Annotated in this window: 21 protein-coding genes and 1 riboswitch; of the genes, 18 read left to right on the forward strand and 3 right to left on the reverse strand. The window is 41.9% G+C overall.

Features of this window, described 5'->3' with window-relative positions:
- The first annotated feature begins 424 nt into the window (after positions 1–424).
- The 13 genes from ACYQ5K_RS13220 (at position 425) to ACYQ5K_RS13280 (ending at position 15,430) form a co-directional block, all read left to right on the forward strand.
- Complete coding sequence (locus ACYQ5K_RS13220) at positions 425–1,798, forward strand: alanine/glycine:cation symporter family protein (protein ID WP_173687571.1); 1,374 nt, start codon at positions 425–427, stop codon at positions 1,796–1,798.
- A gap of 167 nt (positions 1,799–1,965) precedes the next feature.
- A riboswitch (glycine riboswitch) is annotated at positions 1,966–2,090 on the forward strand.
- A gap of 183 nt (positions 2,091–2,273) precedes the next feature.
- Positions 2,274–2,660, forward strand: coding sequence for a GrdX family protein (locus tag ACYQ5K_RS13225; RefSeq protein WP_173687570.1), 387 nt, complete (start codon positions 2,274–2,276; stop codon positions 2,658–2,660).
- Between the two features lie 81 nt (positions 2,661–2,741).
- Entirely contained in the window at positions 2,742–4,022 is a 1,281-nt protein-coding gene (locus ACYQ5K_RS13230; RefSeq protein WP_173687569.1) for a glycine/sarcosine/betaine reductase component B subunit, read from the forward strand.
- 20 nt (positions 4,023–4,042) lie between these two features.
- Entirely contained in the window at positions 4,043–5,356 is a 1,314-nt protein-coding gene (gene grdB, locus ACYQ5K_RS13235; protein ID WP_173687568.1) for a glycine reductase complex selenoprotein B, read from the forward strand.
- Between the two features lie 48 nt (positions 5,357–5,404).
- The gene (gene trxB / locus ACYQ5K_RS13240; RefSeq protein WP_173687567.1) at positions 5,405–6,349 is read left to right on the forward strand and encodes a thioredoxin-disulfide reductase; all 945 of its coding nucleotides are present in this window, start codon (positions 5,405–5,407) and stop codon (positions 6,347–6,349) included.
- A 37-nt stretch (positions 6,350–6,386) separates the two neighbouring features.
- Positions 6,387–6,704, forward strand: a complete 318-nt coding sequence (gene trxA, locus ACYQ5K_RS13245; RefSeq protein ID WP_008375313.1) for a thioredoxin TrxA — start codon at positions 6,387–6,389, stop codon at positions 6,702–6,704.
- A gap of 133 nt (positions 6,705–6,837) precedes the next feature.
- Complete coding sequence (gene grdA, locus ACYQ5K_RS13250) at positions 6,838–7,311, forward strand: glycine/sarcosine/betaine reductase complex selenoprotein A (RefSeq protein ID WP_117558227.1); 474 nt, start codon at positions 6,838–6,840, stop codon at positions 7,309–7,311.
- A gap of 295 nt (positions 7,312–7,606) precedes the next feature.
- Complete coding sequence (grdC, locus tag ACYQ5K_RS13255) at positions 7,607–9,145, forward strand: glycine/sarcosine/betaine reductase complex component C subunit beta (protein WP_173687566.1); 1,539 nt, start codon at positions 7,607–7,609, stop codon at positions 9,143–9,145.
- A gap of 18 nt (positions 9,146–9,163) precedes the next feature.
- A complete protein-coding gene (gene grdD / locus ACYQ5K_RS13260; protein WP_118217888.1) occupies positions 9,164–10,318 on the forward strand; it encodes a glycine/sarcosine/betaine reductase complex component C subunit alpha in 1,155 nt (384 codons plus the stop codon).
- A gap of 247 nt (positions 10,319–10,565) precedes the next feature.
- Entirely contained in the window at positions 10,566–11,327 is a 762-nt protein-coding gene (locus ACYQ5K_RS13265; protein ID WP_173687565.1) for a threonine/serine exporter family protein, read from the forward strand.
- Between the two features lie 19 nt (positions 11,328–11,346).
- Positions 11,347–11,871 carry a threonine/serine exporter family protein gene (locus ACYQ5K_RS13270; protein WP_243259120.1) on the forward strand — a complete coding sequence of 175 codons (525 nt, stop codon included), beginning with the start codon at positions 11,347–11,349 and terminating at the stop codon, positions 11,869–11,871.
- 139 nt (positions 11,872–12,010) lie between these two features.
- On the forward strand, positions 12,011–13,468 hold the full coding sequence (gene gltX, locus ACYQ5K_RS13275; protein WP_173687564.1) for a glutamate--tRNA ligase: 1,458 nt from the start codon (positions 12,011–12,013) through the stop codon (positions 13,466–13,468).
- Positions 13,469–13,567: 99 nt separating this feature from the next.
- Positions 13,568–15,430: an ATP-dependent helicase gene (locus ACYQ5K_RS13280; RefSeq protein ID WP_173687563.1), complete on the forward strand. Its 1,863-nt coding sequence runs from the start codon at positions 13,568–13,570 to the stop codon at positions 15,428–15,430.
- On the opposite strand, the gene ACYQ5K_RS13285 is transcribed toward ACYQ5K_RS13280, so the two are convergent.
- Positions 15,431–15,745, reverse strand: coding sequence for a DUF1292 domain-containing protein (locus ACYQ5K_RS13285; protein ID WP_173687562.1), 315 nt, complete (start codon positions 15,743–15,745; stop codon positions 15,431–15,433). It abuts the gene before it with no gap.
- Positions 15,746–15,874: 129 nt separating this feature from the next.
- On the opposite strand from ACYQ5K_RS13285, the gene ACYQ5K_RS13290 reads away from it, so the two are divergent.
- The 5 genes from ACYQ5K_RS13290 to ACYQ5K_RS13310 are packed head-to-tail and all read left to right on the forward strand — an operon-like array spanning position 15,875 to position 19,519.
- Positions 15,875–16,867: a sugar ABC transporter substrate-binding protein gene (locus tag ACYQ5K_RS13290; protein WP_173687561.1), complete on the forward strand. Its 993-nt coding sequence runs from the start codon at positions 15,875–15,877 to the stop codon at positions 16,865–16,867.
- Positions 16,858–18,579 carry an alpha-amylase family glycosyl hydrolase gene (locus tag ACYQ5K_RS13295; protein WP_459777744.1) on the forward strand — a complete coding sequence of 574 codons (1,722 nt, stop codon included), beginning with the start codon at positions 16,858–16,860 and terminating at the stop codon, positions 18,577–18,579. The genes ACYQ5K_RS13290 and ACYQ5K_RS13295 overlap by 10 nt, the downstream gene beginning before the upstream one ends.
- Positions 18,576–19,115 carry a DUF5662 family protein gene (locus ACYQ5K_RS13300; RefSeq protein WP_173687560.1) on the forward strand — a complete coding sequence of 180 codons (540 nt, stop codon included), beginning with the start codon at positions 18,576–18,578 and terminating at the stop codon, positions 19,113–19,115. Before ACYQ5K_RS13295 ends, ACYQ5K_RS13300 begins: the two co-directional genes overlap by 4 nt.
- A gap of 17 nt (positions 19,116–19,132) precedes the next feature.
- The gene (locus tag ACYQ5K_RS13305; protein ID WP_008375347.1) at positions 19,133–19,312 is read left to right on the forward strand and encodes a DUF4250 domain-containing protein; all 180 of its coding nucleotides are present in this window, start codon (positions 19,133–19,135) and stop codon (positions 19,310–19,312) included.
- A 15-nt stretch (positions 19,313–19,327) separates the two neighbouring features.
- Positions 19,328–19,519 carry a hypothetical protein gene (locus ACYQ5K_RS13310; RefSeq protein ID WP_195479719.1) on the forward strand — a complete coding sequence of 64 codons (192 nt, stop codon included), beginning with the start codon at positions 19,328–19,330 and terminating at the stop codon, positions 19,517–19,519.
- Between the two features lie 53 nt (positions 19,520–19,572).
- Here the strand turns inward: ACYQ5K_RS13310 and ACYQ5K_RS13315 are convergent, their stop codons facing one another.
- Together ACYQ5K_RS13315 and ACYQ5K_RS13320 are read right to left on the reverse strand one after the other, a co-directional pair.
- On the reverse strand, positions 19,573–21,270 hold the full coding sequence (locus ACYQ5K_RS13315; protein ID WP_459777745.1) for a recombinase family protein: 1,698 nt from the start codon (positions 21,268–21,270) through the stop codon (positions 19,573–19,575).
- A gap of 224 nt (positions 21,271–21,494) precedes the next feature.
- Entirely contained in the window at positions 21,495–21,848 is a 354-nt protein-coding gene (locus ACYQ5K_RS13320) for a hypothetical protein (RefSeq protein WP_459777746.1), read from the reverse strand.
- Positions 21,849–21,895: the final 47 nt, after the last annotated feature.

A 21,895-nucleotide genomic window follows, 5' to 3' on the forward strand; every position in this document is an offset into this window, starting at 1 on the left:
TATCTGAATAAACAAAAATAGAAGAGCAGGAAGCAGATTTCCGGGTAAGACGGAAGAATGTTTCCTGCTTTTTATTTATGTTTCATGGTCTGAAAATAACTTCTTTGAAATATCAATATAGTAAAGAATTAACGTGTTCATGTGAAAGAATCTATAAATCCCATGGAAATGTATAGATATTAAATCGTCATTAATTAGACAATTTGACGAAAAACATAAAAACAGCATTTTTGACAAACATAGAAAAGCGCGAAAAAACGCACTTATTTAGAGTGAATTTATTATGTTATCGCAGTAACATGGTGATAATATACAAAAAATAAATAAGTTAACTGAAAATATTGCATAAAAACTATAAATAAGTTATTATAGATTCAACAGATAAAAACTATAAGGGATGTCTATTAAAAAGGAGGGTTATTGTATGAACATTAACGATTTAGTATTAAAGGTAAATGATGTCCTAACAGGATCGGTGCTGATCATAGCACTTGTAGGTATTGGCTTGCTGTTCACATTTAAGCTTGGATTTATCCAGATCCGTGGCTTTAAAGATGGATGGAACAGAACCTTTGGCGGACTTTTTGGCAAGAAAGGGGATGCCGGAAAAGACGGAATGTCTTCTTTCCAGGCACTTGCAACAGCGATCGCTGCTCAGGTTGGTACCGGAAATATCGCCGGAGCTGCAACCGCAATTGCAGTCGGTGGTCCGGGAGCAATCTTCTGGATGTGGATCAGTGCATTTCTCGGAATGTCAACGATCTTCGCAGAAGCGGTTATGGCTCAGAAGTTCAAGCAAGTCAGTGATGACGGAACCGTAACCGGTGGTCCGGTATATTACATACGAGGAGCATTTAAAGGAGCGTTCGGAAAAGTTCTGGCAGCTATTTTTGCAGTCCTGATCATCTTTGCACTTGGATTCATGGGCAATGCGGTTCAGTCTAACTCAATTGCAGCATCATGGAACACTGCATTCGGAATTCCGAAGATTGCAATGGGTATTTTTGTAGCAGTTGTTTCTCTGTTTGTATTCACAGGTGGTATGAAGCGAATCGCAAAAGTTACTGAACTGATCGTGCCGATCATGGCAGCGTTTTACATAGTAGGTTCTTTGATCGTAATTTTTGCAAACGTTACAGCAATCCCGTCAGCATTCCATGACATTATTGTCGGTGCGTTTAAACCAGCAGCAGTAGCAGGTGGTGCAATGGGCGCAACCTTGAAGCTTGCAGTACAGAAAGGTGTGGCAAGAGGTCTCTTCTCAAATGAAGCTGGTATGGGTTCTACACCGCATGCACATGCAGTAGCAAAAGTTAATCATCCGGTAGAACAGGGCTTTGTAGCAATGATTGGTGTATTTATCGATACATTTGTAATCCTGAACCTGACAGCTCTTGTAATCATCACAACCGGTTCAAGAACATCTGGTCTTACAGGCGCACAGCTGAGCCAGTATGCATTCTCTACATTATATGGTAAGTTCGGTGAGATCTTTATCGCGATCTGTATGTTATTCTTCGCATTCTCAACGATCATCGGATGGTATTTCTTCGGTGAAGCAAACATCCGTTACCTGTTTGGAGCAAAAGCTGTTAAAATTTACTCAATCATTGTATGTATCTGCGTAGCGCTCGGATCACTTCAGGAAGTAGATCTTGTATGGAATATGGCAGACTGCTTCAACAGTATGATGGTTATCCCGAATGCGATTGCACTGGTAGCACTCAGCGGTCTTGTTAAGAAGACGCACGATGATTACTATAATAATTTCCTGCCAAATCAGAAAAAGGGAAAATAGATAATTTGTATAATAGCTGAGAAATAGTTATAGAAAAAAACAATAAGAAATATACAAAAAAATCTATAAAAAGACTAGCATTTTGTATAAATGTGTGTTATAGTAATCATGTCAGCAAGAGAGCTGATGCAAAATGAATAAAAGATGCAGTCAATTAGATAGTAGGTTGATATTTCCTGCGAGAGAATCATTTATAAAGATATTTGATAAATGGTCGCCGAAGATGCAAACCGTAGAGCAGTAAAGCTCGTTGAATGGTGAAACTTTCAGGCAAAAGGATCGGGAAAGGTACTACACTCTGAATCCGGAATTACCGAATTTACAAGGAAACAGAAAGGGCGTTTAAAACAGAGAGGTTGTTTTGACGTCCTTTTTTGATACCAGATATATGTTAAAAAATTATCTGGAGTATTTCAGACACAGGGAGTCAAAAAAGACCGCATAAACGGACAGGGGACGAAAGGAAGAAGCGGCTATGAATACTGGATTTATGATTATCACAAATAATCCACTGGTAAAAGAAAAACTCGGGGAAGATTATCATGTGGAATATGAAGAACTTTCTTATGAGGACACACTTAAAAAAGTTCAGAAGATGATCTTCCAGGGATACAAACTTCTGACACATCCACTGTCCGGAAGCGTAAAACCGAATGAGACTCCATATAAGTCGGTTATGCTCTCGGAATCGCCGGAAGGTCTGGATGCGCAGGCAATGCAGATCATCGCAAGTGCCATTCAGGCGTGTGGCAAATTTCAGTTTAAGTCTGATCTTTATAAACCTCAGGTTTATGCAGACTTCCAGCTTGTAGATTATACACTGATCTCAAGCGCACTGCCGTCAGCAGAAAGCTGGCGATAGAAAAAAGGCTGTAGAAGTACATGCGGTTTGGTGTACTTTTGAGCATATAACAAACACATTCAAAAAAGGAGGGAATTTACAGTGAAATTAGAAGTAGGTCACATTTTTATTAACGACATTCAGTTCGCATCTGAATCAAAGATCGAAAATGGTGTTCTTTATGTTGACGAAGAAGCTGTAAAGGCAATCGTTCTTGAGGACGAAAAAATCAAAGGTGTTAAATTTGATATCGCAAAACCAGGTGAAAGCGTTCGTATCACTCCGGTTAAAGATGTTATTGAACCACGTGTTAAAGTTGAAGGAAGAGGGGGAGTCTTCCCAGGCGTTATCGCAAAAGTTGACACTGTAGGAAGTGGTAAGACATATGCATTAAAAGGAATGGCTGTTGTAACAGCTGGTAAGATCGTTGGATTCCAGGAAGGTATCATCGATATGTCTGGCCCGGGTGCAGAATACACACCATTCTCTAAACTGAACAACTTAGTAGTTGTTTGTGAACCAGTTGACGGAATCAAACAGCATGAATATGAAAAAGCTGTTCGTCTTGCTGGATTCAGAGTAGCAGTTTATCTTGGGGAACTTGCTCGTGAACTCACACCAGACGAGACAAAGACATATGAAACATACGGAATCATGGAAGGAAAAGAAAAATTCCCGAATCTTCCGAGAGTTGCTTATGTACAGATGCTTCAGAGTCAGGGACTTCTTCATGACACATATGTATACGGTGTTGATGCAAAGAGAACACTTTCTACAATCATGAACCCAACAGAAGTTATGGACGGAGCTATCGTATCTGGTAACTGCGTATCCGCTTGTGATAAGAACCCGACATACGTTCATGAAAACAACCCGGTTGTACATGACCTGTTCGAAGAACACGGAAAAACAATCAACTTCGTTTGCCAGATTCTTACAAACGAAAACGTATACCTTGCTGATAAGATGCGTTCATCTGACTGGACAGCTAAGATGTGCCGTCTGTTAGACCTTGATGCAGTTATCGTATCTCAGGAAGGATTCGGTAACCCGGATACTGACCTTATCATGAACTGCAAGAAGATCGAAGCTGAAGGTGTTAAGACTGTAATCATTACAGACGAATATGCCGGACGTGACGGAAAATCTCAGTCACTCGCAGATGCTGATCCAGCTGCAGATGCAGTTGTAACTGGTGGAAATGCTAACCAGGTAATCGTACTTCCTAAGATGGATAAAGTAATCGGAACAGAAGAATTCGTTACAATCATTGCTGGTGGTAATGAACATTCTCATCGTGAAGATGGAACAATCGAAGTTGAAATTCAGGCCATTACCGGTGCTACAAATGAAACCGGATTTGGATATCTGAGTGCACGCTAGGAATGGAGGACGTAAAGATAATGAGTAAAATTAAAGTTGTACATTATATCAATCAGTTCTTCGCTCAGATCGGTGGAGAAGAAAAAGCTGATTATCCTGCTGAACTTCGCGTAGGCGAAATCGTTGGACCTGGACAGGCTCTGACACAGCAGTTTGGAGAAGAAGCAGAGATTGTAGCTACAATCGTTTGTGGTGACTCTTACTTCAATGAAAACCTTGACAAAGCAAAAGCTGATATTCTTGAAATGGTTAAGAGCCAGAATCCTGATATCTTCATCGCAGGACCTGCTTTCAATGCCGGACGTTATGGTGTTGCTTGCGGAACTATCTGTGATGCAGTACAGGAAGAACTCGGAATCCCTGCAGTAACTGGTATGTATGTAGAAAACCCAGGTGCTGATATGTTCAAGAACAAAGTTTATACAGTATCTACTAAGAACAGCGCAGCTGGTATGAGAGATGCAGTTAAGAAACTTGCTCCTCTTGCTCTTAAGATCGCTAAAGGCGAAAAAATCGGTGCTTCTTGTGAGGAAGGTTACATGCCGAACGGAGTTCGTGTAAACTTCTTCGAAAAAGAACGTGGATCTAAGAGAGCTGTTAAGATGCTCCTTAAGAAACTGGCAGACAAGCCATTCGAGACAGAGTATCCAATGCCATCATTCGACCGTGTTGATCCACAGCCGGCTATCAAAGATCTTAGCAAGGCTACAATCGCACTTTGTACTTCAGGCGGAATCGTTCCGAAAGGAAATCCGGACCACATTGAAAGTTCAAATGCTTCTCACTACGGAGAATATGACATCACAGGTGTTATGGATCTTACAGAAGAAACATACGAAACAGCTCATGGTGGATATGACCCGGTATATGCTAACGAAGATGCAGACCGTGTACTTCCGGTAGATGTTATGCGTGAATTCGAAAAAGAAGGCGTTATCGGAAAACTTCACAACAAATTCTATACAACAGTTGGTAACGGTACAGCCGTAGCTTCTGCAAAAGCTTTCGCTGAGGAATATGCTCAGAAACTTATCGCAGACGGTGTTGACGCAGTTATCATGACCTCTACTTGAGGTACCTGTACACGTTGCGGTGCAACAATGGTAAAAGCAATTGAAGCAGCTGGACTCCCGGTAGTTCATATGTGTACAGTAACTCCGATTTCCATGACAGTTGGTGCGAACAGAATCGTTCCTACGATCGCTATTCCGCATCCACTTGGAAATCCGGCCCTTGAAAAAGATGAAGAGTACGCTCTTCGTAAGGGACTTGTTGAAAAAGCTCTGAAAGCTCTGACAACAGAAGTAGACGGACAGACAATTTTTGACAACTAAACATAAGTTAGAAGGTCATGTAATTTTATTAAAAAAGGAGAGAACGTTATGAGCAAAGTTTATGACGTGATCGTCCTGGGTGGCGGACCTGCAGGTTTATCTGCAGGTCTGTACGCAGGAAGAAGCCGTCTTTCAACACTGGTAATTGAAAAAGGAAAAGATGGTGGACAGATCGCAATCACAGATGAAATCGAAAATTATCCTGGACAGATCGTAGAAGGGGAAAGCGGTCCTTCTCTTATCGCAAGAATGACACAGCAGTGTGAAAAATTCGGCGTTGAGAGAGCATCAGACGTAATTAATGAAGCACATCTGGAAGGCGATATCAAAGTACTGAAGAGTGCGAAAGCCGAATATCAGGCAAAAACGGTTATCATCGCAACCGGAGCTTTTGCAAGACCGATCGGATGCAAAGGCGAAAAAGAATTCATGGGTAAGGGCGTTTCTTACTGCGCTACCTGTGATGCAAACTTCTTCGAAGATTTTGAAGTATACGTAGTAGGTGGAGGAGACTCTGCAGTAGAAGAAGCTATGTACCTTACAAAATTCGCAAGAAAAGTTACAATTATTCACAGACGTGATGAACTTCGTGCAGCAAAATCCATTCAGGAGAAAGCATTCAAGAACGAAAAACTTCACTTTATGTGGGATACAGTTGTAGAAGAAGTCGGCGGTGACGGAATCCTTTCTGAGATGACTGTTAAGAATGTTAAAACAGGTGAACTCACTAAGATCGTAGCTGATGAAGATGACGGAATGTTCGGTGTATTCGGATTTATCGGAACACTTCCAAACTCTAAGATCTATGAAGGAACAGGTCTTGAGATGGATGAGAGAGGATATATCCCGACAGATGCAGATATGCATACCAATATCCCAGGTGTATTCGCAGCAGGCGATATCCGCGTTAAGAGCTTAAGACAGGTTGTTACAGCCGCTGCTGATGGAGCTATTGCAGCTACACAGGCAGAAAAGTACATTAACGAATTATAAGAACACACTATTTAATAGAGTGAGGAGGACATTTGACATGTTAGAAGTAGATAAGAAAACATTTGAAGACGAAGTCTTAAAAGCAGAAGGTTATGTATTCGTAGATTTCTTTGGTGATGGATGCGTTCCATGCCAGGCTCTGATGCCGTTCGTACATGAAATGGCAGACAAATACGGAGATAAGATCAAATTTACATCTCTGAATACAACAAAAGCTCGTCGTCTTGCTATCGGACAGAAGATCCTTGGTCTTCCGGTTATGGCTATTTACAAAGATGGCGAAAAAGTAGAAGAAGTAGTAAAAGACGATGCTACACAGGAAAGCATCGAAGCAATGATTAAGAAATATATTTAATCATTATTTAAATTTGGTGAGCCGCGCACAGGCGGCAAGAGCTGTCTGTGTGCTCACAATATATAATCGCGTAAAGCGTGTAAAACTATTAACAAAACAAAATTTTAAAAGAAAGGAAGGAGGAAAAGACATCATGGCAATTTTAAAAGATAAAAAAGTTGTTATCATCGGTGACCGTGACGGTGTACCGGGACCAGCAATCGCAGAATGCGTTAAGACAGCTGGCGGAGATGTAGTTTTTTCTTCAACAGAATGTTTCGTCTGAACTAGCGCAGGCGCAATGGATCTGGAGAATCAGAAAAGGGTAAAAGAATTTGCTGAGGAGTACGGCCCGGAAAACGTAGTCGTAATCGTAGGCGCAGCTGAGGGAGAAGCAGCAGGACTTGCTGCAGAAACCGTTACAGCAGGAGACCCGACATTCGCAGGTCCGTTGACAGGGGTCCAGCTTGGACTCACGACTTATCATGTATGTGAACCAGAGTTAAAAGAAGAATTTGACCCGGCTGTTTACGATGAACAGGTAGGCATGATGGAAATGGTGCTTGATGTTGATGATATCGTAGACGAAATGTCAGCAATCCGCGACGAATATTGCAAATACCTCTAAGATAAAGAGGGGTATACCTTCAAAGCGGAATATCTGAGATAGAGGTACAGGCGGCAGGATTCTTCCTGCCGCCTGTTTTATTGCCAGGCATATTGGGAACATGCTGGTATTGCATTAGTGAATTGCCTAGCAGATCAGAAATGTGCCAGTGATACATTTCTGATGAAAGCTTGTTTAGCGCATTCTGCCAAAATTCTTTTGAATTCAGGACAGGTAGATTATACGCGCATATCACGGAGAAATGAATGATGGTGACATTCGCAGAAAAGAATGTCAGGAAAGGTGGAAACCAGCGATGAACAGTGTAATTAAAGGAGCAGGATATGTACTCGTACATACCCCGGAAATGGTAGTTTACAACGGAACAACACAGACAACAGAAAGAGTTGTTAATCCGGAATCAGAATATTTAAAAGAACTTAGAGATCATCTTCGGTCATATGAAACATGTGTAAATTATTGGCCGAATCAGGTATATATTGGAAATGCAACACCGGACGACCTTACCCAGGTTGAATTTCCTTACTACGATAAAGTAAAAGAAGGCGCAGAGCGTTACGGAAAATACGGTGAGATCATGCCGGAAGACGAATTCCTTCTTTTAGCTCAGGCTTGCGACATGTTCGAAGTTGTTATGCTTGAGAAAGGATTTGTAGCAGCTACAAAAGAAAAATTTGCAGCAGATCCGATCATCACAGACGATATCGTAGAAAAAGTAATCGAAGGATTCGAAATCTCAGAAATCGAACACTTTGTTAATGAAGAGCATGCTGAAGGTCTGTATCATGAAAACAAACTGGTAGGCTGTGTAAAGAGAGCGCATGACATTGATGCAAACCTTTCAGCTCATGTTATGCATGAAAACATTATGAGTAAGGCATCCAGCGTGCTCGCCCTCCTCTATGGTGTAAGAAATGCAGGAATCGAAAAGACAGACGTTGAGTATGTCATCGACTGTGCAGAAGAAGCTTGTGGTGATATGAACCAGCGTGGTGGTGGTAACTTCGCAAAAGCAGCAGCTGAAGTTGCAGGACTTCTGAACGCAACAGGTTCTGACTCACGTGGATTCTGTGCCGGACCATCTCACGCACTGATCGAAGCAGCAGCTCTCGTAAAATCAGGCGCATACAAATGTGTAGCTGTAACAGCTGGTGGTTGTACAGCAAAACTTGGTATGAACGGTAAAGACCATGTAAAGAAAGGTCTTCCGATCCTGGAAGACTGCCTTGGCGGATTCTGTGTAATCATCGCAGAAAACGATGGCGTAAACCCGGAAATCAACCTGGATATCCTTGGACGCCATACAGTAGGAACAGGAAGTGCTCCGCAGAACGTAATCGGAAGCCTTGTAGCTGATCCACTGGAAAGAGCAGGACTTAAGATCACAGATATCGATAAATTCTCTCCGGAAATGCAGAATCCGGATATCACAAAACCGGCAGGAGCCGGAGATGTACCGCTTGCTAACTACAAGATGATCGCAGCTCTTGCAGTTAAGAGAGGCGAACTTGACAGAAAAGAACTTGCAAGCTTCGCAGGAGAACACGGACTGACAGGATGGGCACCGACTCAGGGACATATTCCTTCAGGTGTACCGTACATCGGATTTGCAAGAGAAGATATCCTTGCAGGAAAGATCAATAAAGCCATGATCATCGGAAAAGGAAGTCTGTTCCTTGGACGTATGACCAACCTCTTCGACGGTGTATCTTTCGTAATCCAGGCAAACACCGGAGCAGAAGATAACAGCGGTGTATCAGAAGAAGAAGTAAAAGGACTGATCGCAAAAGCAATGAAAGATTTTGCAGCATCATTAATGGCAACAGAAGAATAAGAAAGGTGGACAAACAAAATGGCAAATGGAATTGAAAGAATGATTGCCGACACCTTTATGGAGATGGCGCAGGGACTGGAGACAGGAAGCTTCGGAAAGCGCCCGAAAGTTGCACTGACCGGAATGGGAAGCGAACATGGAGAAGAAAACTCTATGGCAGCGGCAATTGAAGCGGCAAAAGACGGAATTGATGTATATTATATCGGAACATTAGAAGCAGAAGGCGTAACAACTGTCAAAGTGGCTAACGATGAAGAAGGTCATGACAAGATGGAAGAAATGCTGAAGAATGGGGAAGTAGATGCAGCAGTAACCATGCACTTCCCATTCCCGATCGGTGTATCTACAGTAGGACGTTGTGTAACACCGGCAACTGCAAAAGAAATGTTCATCGCTAATACAACAGGAACATCCAGCACAGACCGTATTGAAGGAATGATCAAAAATGCGATCTACGGAATCATCGCTGCAAAAGCTTGCGGCAAAAAGAATCCGACAGTTGGTATCCTGAATGTAGACGGTGCACGTCAGACAGAAAAAGCTCTGAAGAAACTGCAGGAGAACGGATATCCGATCGAATTTGCAGAATCAGGAAGAGCAGACGGCGGATGCGTTATGAGAGGAAATGACGTTCTCCAGGCATCACCGGATATCATGGTAACTGATTCCCTGACCGGAAATATCATGGTAAAAATGCTTTCTTCTTTCACAACAGGCGGAAGCTTTGAAGCTACAGGATTTGGATATGGACCAGGAATCGGAGAAGGATATGAACAGCTCGTTATGATCGTATCCAGAGCATCCGGAGCACCGGTTATCGCAAATGCTATCCGCTACGCAGCACAGCTGGTAAGAGGAAAAGTATTTGAAGTAGCAAAAGAAGAATTTGCAGCTGTTAAGAAAGCTGGATTAAAAGAAATCCTCGATGAGCACAAAGCTTCTCAGAAACCGGCAGCGGCTGAAGAAGAAGTAAAAGAGCCACCGAAGGAAATCGTTACAGCACAGATCCCTGGAATTGAAGTTATGGATCTGGAAGACGCAGTCAAAGTACTGTGGAAACTCGGCATTTACGCAGAAAGCGGAATGGGATGCACAGGACCAATCATCCGTGTATCAGACGCAAACCTCGCAAAAGCTGAGGAAGAACTGAAAAAGAGCGGATATATTAACTAATAAAATCTGCCTTTTTATAAACACTCTCACTCTAATTCAGGAAGATGGGCTTTCCGGTCGTAAGACCGGGAAGCCTTTTTCCTTGCGAAAAACTGTTTATGCAGAAAGATTGTACGTTGTTTGTCACAGATACTGTGAACAGTAATGATTGTACTGTTTTGTGTACGAAAAAATTTTTGGTTGATTTTTAGAATAGGAAATAGTATCATGACAGTTATAAATCCGAGAAAGTGAGAGGGAGCAAGTCATGGATACGCAATTATTACTGAAAACGGCGATGCTTGCCGGTGAAATGATGCTGCGAAGCGGAGCGGAAACGTATCGTGTGGAAGATACCATGCATCATATACTGAAGACGGCGGATCACATCGAGATGGCAGAAGTTCTGGTGATCATGACCGGAATTTCCGCGACGATCAAACTGGAGAATGAAAAGGCAGTTAGTGTTACAAAGAGAGTAGAAGAACGGGATACCAATCTAAAGCTTGTCGTAGATGTTAATGAGATTTCCAGGCAGTATTGTGGAGATGATCTGACACTAGAGCAGGCATATGAGAAGCTTTCGACGTTAAAACAGTTCGAGTTCAGCCGCAAGACAACCAACCTGGCAATGATGGGGGTTGGTGTGGGATTTACAATTTTTTTTGGCGGATCCATTGCGGATACCGGGGCAGCGATTGTTGTAGGTCTTTTCCTTGTGGCTTTTGTATCAGCGGGACAGGATCTGAAATTTCACCCATTTATTCAGGATATTTTCGCAGGATTTGGTGTTGCATTTGCCTGCTGCCTTCTGAAAGAAGGTCTGGGTGATCAGATGAATATGGATACTGTTATGATAGGAAGTTTCATGCCTCTTGTACCGGGAATGGCAATCACTAATGCTGTCAGGGATACCTTGCGGGGGGATTATCTTTCCGGTGGTGCAAGAGTGATGGAAGCTTTCTTAAAAGCACTTGGGATTGCAATTGGAATTGGTATTGGGCTGGCGCTTTGCGCAAAAATTTTTTAACAGGAAGGAGAGTACAAAAATGAACAGTACTGTTTTGGAAATGATCATCCGGGTATTTGGAGCGTTTTTATCTATTTACAGTTTTGCGGTTCTCCTTCAGGTTCCGCGCCGCTTTGTTCTTCAGGCTGGTATCGTAGGAGCAATTGGCGGATTTGTTTATCTGCTTGCAATACATTTTGGCAGGGGAGATGTGATGGCATCTTTATATTCAGCAGTTGCAGCTGCGGTTGTTTCGCATATTTTTGCGAGAGTTTATAAGACACCGGTTACTTTGTTCCTGATTGCCGGGGTCCTTCCGACTGTTCCCGGAAACGGGATGTACCAGACGGTTCATTATCTGATCGACGGGAACGAGGCGATGTCCGAATTTTATCTGATCCAGACATTAGAGATCGCAGGCGTAATCTCTCTTGCAATTTTTGTCGTGGATACCTTTTTCCAGGCTTTTCAGAAGAGTGAGTGGAAGCAGAATTCCATGAAGTATGTACGAAAGATCGTTCCTGGAGCTGAGGAACCGCAAAATACAGAAAAATGGGAAAAATAGTGGCTTCGGAATGCTTGAAGTAAAAAAGGGAATGTGTTAGTATTATAAAGATGAACATATATTTGAATGTCATAGAGAACTGTGAAGAGTTTATTTTCACAGTGAAAATAAAACAGAAGTTAAAGAGAGGAACACTAAAATGAAAAAAGTCAGAACAAGATTTGCACCGAGTCCGACAGGTAGAATGCATGTCGGTAATTTGCGTACTGCATTATATGCATACCTGATCGCAAAACATGAAGGCGGAGATTTTATGCTCCGTATTGAAGATACAGATCAGGAAAGATATGTAGAAGGTGCATTGGATATTATTTACAGAACACTGGAGAAGACAGGCCTTGTTCATGATGAAGGACCAGATAAAGATGGCGGTGTCGGACCATACGTTCAGAGTGAAAGACAGGCTTCAGGAATTTACATGAAGTATGCCAAGCAGTTAATTGAACAGGGAGATGCATACTATTGTTTCTGTGATAAAGAACGTCTGGAATCCTTGAAGACTTCTGTATCAGAGGATGGAACACAGATTGTAAATTACGACAAGCATTGTCTGCATCTGAGTAAAGAAGAGATAGAAGCAAATCTTGCAGCCGGAAAGCCATACGTTATCCGTATCAATATGCCGACAGAGGGAACCACAACTTTCCATGATGAAATTTATGGAGATATTACCGTTCCGAATGCAGAACTGGATGATATGATCCTGATCAAATCAGACGGATATCCGACCTATAATTTTGCGAACGTTATTGATGATCATTTGATGAATATTACACACGTTGTCCGTGGAAATGAATATCTTTCTTCAGCACCGAAGTACAACCGTCTTTACGAAGCATTTGGATGGGAAGTACCGGTCTATGTACATTGCCCGCTGATTACAGATGAGAACCACAAAAAGCTCAGCAAGAGATGTGGTCATTCTTCTTACGAAGATCTTCTGGATCAGGGATTTGTAAGTGAAGCAATTGTAAATTATGTGGCACTTCTTGGATGGTGTCCGCAGGATAACAGAGAAATCTTCTCACTGCCGGAACTTGTTGAAGCATTTGACTATCATCATATGAGCAAATCACCGGCTGTATTTGATATCAATAAGTTGAAATGGATGAATGGCGAATACCTGAAAACTATGGATTTCGACAAATTCTATGAGCTTGCAGAGCCATATATCAAGAAAGTGATCACAAAGGATTATGATCTGAAGAAGATTGCATCTCTGATCAAGAGCCGTATTGAAATCCTTCCGGATATCAAAGAACAGATTGATTTCTTTGAAGCCGTTCCGGAATACGATACTGCAATGTACTGCCATAAGAAGATGAAGACCAACGAAGAAACTTCTCTGGAAGTATTAAAAGAAATTCTTCCGAGACTGGAAGCATGGGATGATTACAGTAATGACGCATTATTCGGACTGCTGAAGGGATTTGCAGAGGAAAAAGGTTATAAGAACGGATATGTGATGTGGCCGGTAAGAACTGCAGTTTCAGGAAAGCAGAATACTCCGGGTGGAGCGACTGAGATCATGGAAGTTCTTGGTAAGGCAGAATCTGTAGAAAGAATCAAGAATGCAATTGAATTATTAAGCAGATAATATACAGATATAAAAGTATGCATGGGGGACGGATTTCTTTTTTCGCATAATGCGGAAGGGGAATCCGTTCTGTTGTATTACATATGAGAAGGGGAGTTCATGAAACTAAACAGAGGACAGGATGAAGCGATAAAGCACGGGAATGGACCGTGTATGGTGCTGGCACCGCCGGGTTCGGGAAAGACGCTTATTGTCACAGAACGTACCCGTTATCTGATCGAGGAGAGCGAAGTACGCCCGGATCAGATCCTTGTAATTACTTTTACAAGATATGCAGCACGTGAAATGAAGGAACGCTTTGAAAGGCTGACTGCCGGGAAAAATTATCCGGTAACGTTTGGGACCTTTCACAGTATTTTTTATGGAATTCTAAAATGTGCCTATGGGATTGGTGCGAATAATCTGATGTCTGAAAAAGAGTCCTCTGTACTTTTACAGGAGGTCTTAGATCAGACCGATATTGAATCAACACCTGAGGTAGAAGATGAAGAGGAACTGGTGAGAGAACTTCTGCGGGAAGTCGGTATGGTAAAGAACGGACTTTATCATCTGAAAGATTTTCACAGTAAGTATCTTACACAAGATGAGTTTGCAGAAGTGTTCCGCAGTTATGAGCATCAGAAAAAAGAACTGAAAAAATTTGATTTTGATGATATGCTGGTACAGTGTTATGCACTTTTCCGGAAAAAGCCGGAGATTCTGCAAGGATGGCAGAAGCGTTTTCAGTATATCCTGATCGATGAATTCCAGGATATCAACCGTGTGCAGTATGAAGTGATCCGGATGCTTGCAGCACCGAGATACAATTTGTTTGTAGTTGGGGATGATGATCAGTCCATTTACGGATTCCGTGGAGCAAAGCCGGAGCTGATGCTTTATATGAAGCAGGAATTTCCGGCACTTCGGACCATTTCACTGACGGTGAATTATCGTTCTACCGAATTTATTACCGGAGCAGCGGCAAGGGTGATTTTGCATAACGATACCCGTTTTTACAAGCGTGTACAGTCATTCCGGGGAAGAGGGCAGAATGTTCATGTGCAGGAAGTCCTGGATGAACAGGAAGAGGCGCAGTATGTAACGGAAGAGATCCAGAAGAAACTGGACCAGGGAATAAAGCCGGGAGAAATTGCGGTGCTTTTTCGGACAGCAGTCCAGGCACGAATGATTTCGGAAATATTAAGCGAACACCGAATCCCATTTGAAATGCGGGATTATGTGACTAATTTTTACAGGCATTTTATTGTAAAAGATATGATGGCATATCTGCAGTTGGCAGCAGGAAAGCGGGACAGGTCGCTTTTTCTGACAATCTGTAACCGGCCGCTCAGGTATCTGGCACGGAACAGTATGGAGAACCGGCAGGTGAATTTTGAGGATCTTCGTAAATTTTATTGTGATAAGGACTGGATGCTGGATATTATTGATCAGTTTGATGTGGATGTCCGTATGATGAAGAATATGGCACCTTATGCGGCAATCCAGTATATCCGGAAAAAGATCGGATATGATGATTTCCTGAAGGAATATGCCGAAAAACATCAGATTCCGTGGAAGCAGCTGATGGATGTGATGGCAGAGCTTGAGGAGAGGAGTAAAAACTTCAAATCCTATGATGAATGGGAAATCCATATTGCAAAATATACGCAGGAGCTGGAAGAACAGCAGGCAAAGGCAAGGAAGATCAAAGGAGAGCGGGAGAATAAGGTACAGCTGATGACGATCCATTCAGCGAAAGGACTGGAATTTGAGGATGTATTTGTGATCCATGCCAATGAGGGTGAGATCCCGCATCAGAAGGCAGAAAAGAAAGACGAGATCGAAGAAGAGAGAAGACTTTTTTATGTAGCACTGACCCGTGCGAAAAATAATCTCTGTATTTCCTATATTACACAAAAAAACGGGAACAGTATCAAACCGTCCCGTTTTGTGGAAGAGCTTTTAGGTCAGAGAATAAAATAATTATTCTTCAATATCAAAACCTTCAAATTCCTGTGTATCAAGCCATTCATCAAACTTATCCGCAGCGCGGTCATACTCATCATCATCTTCGATATTCTGAAGATCATGATCGGAGCCGCCTGTGGTATCACGGATAAAGCGATAGATCCATACGTCTCCGTCCTCATTTCCCCCGTCTTCATCGAGCGGAAGAAGTGCAATGTATTCGGTAGAATCCATATTAAAAGTTGTGATAATGGCGCATTCGATTTCCTCGTCGTCATCGAGTGTCAGTGTGACAACATCGGATTCAAGCAGATTATGTTCCTTTTCCATTGTTCAGTTCTCCTTTCAATCTGATACTATCACTCTAACAGAGTATGGGGATATTTGCAAGGGGAAAAGTATTGACATTAGCGGTAAAAAAGATACAATAAAAGAAAGGTTTCAGGGAGGTTTATTTATATGAAGAAAAAGATTTTTTCCATCTTTCTTGTGATGGTTCTCTGTATTGGCATGACTGCAGGCTGTAAGAAGAATGTTGGGACAAGCCAGGACAATGCAATAACAGAAGAGGACGATGACAGCAAGGAAGAGGCAAAAAGCTATCGTTTTGGATTTAGTTGTATTACCATGGAAAATCCATACTATATTACACTTGAGCAGGCACTGAGAGAAGCGATCGAAGCACAGGGAAGTACGCTGGTGACAAAAGATCCGGCGCTGAATGTAGACACCCAGATCGAGCAGATCCATCAGATGATCGAAGACGGACTGGATGCCATTTTTCTGTGTCCGGTATCAAGAGATGCGATCACACCCGCTCTGGAAGAGCTTAAGGAAGCCGGTGTAAAGATCATCAATATTGATACGGAAGTTAAGGATACGGATTATATTGATGCATATATTGGTTCAGATAATAAAGCTGCCGGACAGCTTTGCGGAGAAAATCTGATACAGCAGAACCCGGATAGTGGAAAGATTGTAATTCTGGAAGCTCTTACCCAGAATTCTATTGTAGAGAGGATTACAGGCTTTGAAGAAGCAATTGCCGGAAAGGGATTTGAGATTGTAGGAAGAGCAGATGTCAGCGGAGATTTGAACGAGGCAAGAGAAGCAGCTAACAAGATTTTTGCAGAGAATAAGGATGTTACGGCAGTAATGTGCGGGAACGACCAGATTGCGCTTGGGGCACTGGTTGCAGCAAGAACAGCTGGTCTTACTGATGTAAAGATTTACGGGGTAGATGGTTCTCCGGATTTGAAAAAAGAACTTCAGAAGACGGATTCCCTGATTCGCGGAACAAGTGCGCAGTCACCGATCAATCTTGGAAAAGAATCAGCCAAAATCGGTTTTGCTATTTTAAACGGGGATGATTATGAAAAGACAACGTATCTGGATGTATTTTTTATTGATGCCTCGAATGTAGATATGTATGGAGCTGACGGATGGCAGTAACAGGGGGAACAGTGGATATGAAGACAGCAGCGGGATTTCCGTTTCCACAGGGATGTACTGTGGAAGGACAGACAGTGAATTTTTCGGTAGCAGTTCCGGAAGGACAGACATGTGAACTGATCATTTATAAAAAAGGTGCCAGGGCATCAGTATTTTCACAGGAGATGCCATACTCTGATGTGGCAGGAAATCTACGCTTTCTCTCAGTGGTGCTGGAACGTCCGGAAGCTTATGAATATTGTTATAAAATCGGTGGAAAGATAGTTCCGGATCCATATGGAAAGGCATTTTCTGGCAGAGAACACTGGTCTGTGTCAAAGGAAAAGGAAAAGAGAAAACTGCGTACCCGGATCGTAGCAGATACATTTGACTGGGGAAAGTCACAGTTTCCGCATCTGGATAAGGAAGATGTGATCGCCTACAGTCTTCATGTCCGTGGATTTACAAAACACAGTTCGTCCGGAGTCGCACACAAAGGAACGTTTGACGGAGTTACGGAGAAACTGCCCTATCTTCAGAAATTGGGGATTAACCAGATCCATCTGATGCCGGTTTATGAATTTGATGAGAATCAGAGACATGTGAATTACTGGGGATATGGAAAAGCGTATTTCTTTGCACCGAAAGCATCATATGCGGCAGGAGATCCGGTGACTGAGATGAAGACACTTGTTCGTCAGATGCATCTTGCAGGAATTGAGGTTATTCTTGAGATGCCTTTCACAGAGGGAACTACGTTTTCTTTGATTTTGGATTGTCTGCGTTACTGGGTGATGCAGTATCATGTGGATGGATTTATTGTAAATCCATATATCTGCAATCCGGATGAACTTGCAAAGGATCCGGTGCTTGCGAAAAGTAAGATCCTCAAAAAAGAAGACGGATTCCAGAATGTGATGCGCCGTTTCTTAAAGGGAGACGAGGGCACGATCCGGGATGTGATCTGGCAACTGAAGAATCAGGATACACAGCTGTATAATTATATTGCAAGCCACAACGGATTTACGCTCTGTGATGTAGTTTCCTATGATGGAAAGCACAACGAAGCAAATGGTGAGAATAATCTGGATGGTCCGGATTACAATTACAGCTGGAACTGTGGGGCAGAAGGGAACAGCCGGAAAAAGGCGGTTAACGAGCTGCGGAAGAATCAGATATTTAATGCGTTCTTTTTGCTTTTATTTGCACAGGGAATGCCGTGTATCCTTTCTGGGGATGAATTTATGAATACCCAGAAAGGGAATAATAATGCATACTGTCAGGATAATCTGATATCATGGCTTGACTGGAACCAGCTTTCCAGACAGGAAGAATTATATACATTTGTATGCCGACTGATTGCACTTCGCAAAGCCTGTATGAAGCAGATAGCGAAAAAATCAGAAGACACGATGGGCAGAAGCGGAATCCCTCAGATTTCCTATCATGGGGAGGATGCGTGGCAGATGCCGGCAGGGCGTGCAAGCAGACAGCTTGGTGTATTCTATCATGAAGAAAGTACAGAGAAGAACTTTTATATTGCATATAATATGCACTGGCTTTCTCATTCGTTTGCACTTCCTTCCCTTCCAAAAGGAATGGAATGGGCGTGCATGGCAGGGACAAAAGAAGGGGTCCTGGATGAAAAAGAAGCAGTTCCGGTAAAAGATAAGAAGGTTCAGCTGGAGGAACGAACGATCAAAGTTTTTGTTGGAAGGCAGGCTAAAGAATGAAAATCTGGAAACATTTTTGCACCATAACACATCACAAATATCTGGTTATGAAGAACTGCTTTAAGGTAGGACTTTACAGGCAGGGACTTTTGCATGATATGTCGAAGTACTCTCCGGCGGAATTCTGGGTTGGGTGCAGGTATTTCCAGGGGAACCGGAGTCCGAATAACGCGGAAAGAGAAGAAAAGGGCTATTCTTCGGCATGGCTTCACCATAAAGGGCGCAATAAACATCATTATGAATACTGGATTGACTACGGACTGGAAGGGGAACCAATGCTTACCGGGATGAAGATGCCCAAAAAGTATGTGGTCGAGATGTTTATGGACCGGATCGCAGCATCCAAGATTTATATGAAAGATAAATACACGGATGCATCACCGCTTGAATATTATCTTCACGGTATTGCAGGAGACTGGATGCATAAGGATACCAGGGCACTTCTGGAAGAACTTCTCTATATGCTCGCGGCAGACGGGGAAGAAAAAACTTTTGATTATATCCGGAATACCGTGTTGAAAACGAATGATTATTAGAAAAAGAGGATAAAAACATGGCAGATTTACCAAAGGATCCAATGATCCTTCTGAGTGTGGTCAATACAAAATTACGGGATTTTTATGCAGATCTGGATACCCTTTGCCAGGAAATGCAGATTGAGAAAAAAGAACTGACAGAGAAACTGGCATCCATTGATTATGAATATGATGCAGGGTTGAACCAGTTTGTATAGAGAGGTTAATAACACATGAATAATATTGATTTTGATGCAATAGATCTTACAAAAGAAGCTCCGGTTACTGAGCCGGAGAGACAGTACTATTACATTGCCAAAGCGCGGAAGTATGTAAGCGAAAAAGCACAGGAGATCGGAAGAGATCTGACTTTTTGCGTGACGACTTTCGGTTGTCAGATGAACGCGGTAGTAGATGTTTTATAAATTGATATTATTTCATAAAGAAACCCCGGAAAATCAACCGTTCCGGGGACTTTTTATCTGTATAATAATTTGTGCGATAAGCCATTTTTAAACACTATTTCGGTAATCTGCCTGTTTAGCACCACAATATGATCGATCACGGAATTCATAAATGCTTTCATGGATTCTTCATCCAATATTGCAAGACTTCTATAGTCTATAAACTCACCACTATTGATTTTGTGGATAATCAAAAACTGCGAAGCAGTTTTAATGAAGTCAATCTGGTTTACATTATTCGCTATTGCATCATTGTCGATATCTTTAATTTCATTTTCAATTTTCACCCTATCTATTTCTAGTTTGGATTTCATTTCAAGAAATTCTTTTTCGTCCATTGCATCATCATCGAAGAGGTATGCCTTTTTCAATCGCTCCAAAGCACGATCTGTTTTTTGGAGATTTTCTTTCAATTTATTCTTTTTGTTCTCGTTATCTTGACTTTCTTTTTCAATAGGAGATGATGACCATATGTTGGTTGACCGTCCATATAATAAATCCATTGTTTCTTGCAAACTATCATCTGCTATTCCAGCTAAATCCGTAAACTGCATATGAGAGAGGATAAGCTGCTCTAATTCTTTTTTGTCTTTGAGCTTTTTCCGCTTTTGGGATATGTCTACCATAGCTGCTATATAATTTATCATAAATGGACCTATTTTAACTTCGCTCACATTTAAACTGTCACATATTGCCTTTTGACGCTTTCTTGTGCAAACATAATTAGATGGGCGAAAACCATCCAGCCTACGTTCATCTTTTCTGCATACTTGATAATGCGCTCCACATTTTCCACAAATAATAAGTCCAGAAAAAATATTGCACTGTTTTCTGATTGGAAACATATAGTTTGTGTTCTGTTTTTTATAGTTTTCATCCAGTCGCCTGTTTACTTCATCGAATATTTTGGGATCAATCAGTGGTGGAAATACATTTTTTATATAGACAACTTCTTCCTTTGCTTTTTTCTTCCCTCTTGCGCTATTCCGATAATTGTATCTATAGTCCCCTTTATTTATCGGATTCCGTAAAAAATCTCCTACTGTTTTAGAAGACCATTCGCCGCCCCTCTTGGTTGGAATGCTGTGTTCGTTATTATATCTAGCAATCCGGAGAGTACTATATCCGTTTAAATATCTGTGGTACATATCTATCCCGTATTGAGCTTCTTTCTTTGAATGCACCGGCATCTGCTTTTCTTCGTCCCAATCCCAGCCATACGGTACACGTGCGCCGTTCCATTGCCCGTTCTGTGCTCGCCCGATCATAACGTCTGTAACACGCTCTGATGTCAGCTTTCGCTCCAATTCTGCAAACACTAGGATAATCTTAAGGATAGCTTCGCCAATTGCGCTAGAGGTATCAAATTGCTCGTTCAGCGAGATAAAGGTTACGTTGTTGTACTTGAAATCATCGTACATGAGAGAGAAGTCCACAAGATTTCGTGAGATTCGGTCAATTTTATACACGATCACATGAGATACTTGCCCTGACTTTACCTTTTCCATCATTCGTTCAAATGCTGGACGTTTGGTATTCTTTCCTGACTTTCCGGCATCCTCAAATACTTCAATCCGGTTTTTATTGATGTGTAGCACGTGCTCGCAGTAGTTTTTTAATTCCTTTTTTTGAAAAGGGAGAGAGTCCTTATCCACCTGATACCCGGTTGATACCCGGACATACAATGCTACAACTTTTTCTTTTTCTGGCATAATAATATCATCCTTTCTCTAAAAATTGGTATAAAAAATACAGCCAACTAAGAACGCTTGTTCCGCTTGCGTGGCTGCTCCGAAGATGATACAATATTTATTGGTAATAAATGGCATTCTTCGGAGTGTTGTTTTGAAGCATATTGGCGTATGTTTCAGCTAAACCGTCCCTATTGGCGTAGGGGCGGTTTAATTTTACAGGTTTTAATTGATTGCTTTCTTGATTAATTGTTTTTAGGTTTCTTCACAAGTGATACGATTGCTAAAATTGTGCAAATTAAGCACCAACCAGCCCATACGCTTAAATCTGAATAACTTCCACCCATAGTGAAACCGCAAAGTGCTCCGAGTCCAAACAGAACGATGAGAGCAATATTGCCGCCTTTGCTACCGTTACGCGTAACGATAGATACGATACCGCCGACAAGAAGCATGATTGCCACGATTATTCCGGCAGATCCTCCAACTTCGCCGTTATCTTGTAATGTGTTTCCAATTCCTACAGCACAAGATTGAAAACCAACAATTACAAATAAAACAATTGATATAATTCCTGATACTAATTTCCATGTTTTCATAAGTGCCCCTCTTTCCTTAAAACCTGTTTTAATTTATATAATCGCAC

Source organism: Allocoprococcus similis, from assembly GCF_054660775.1.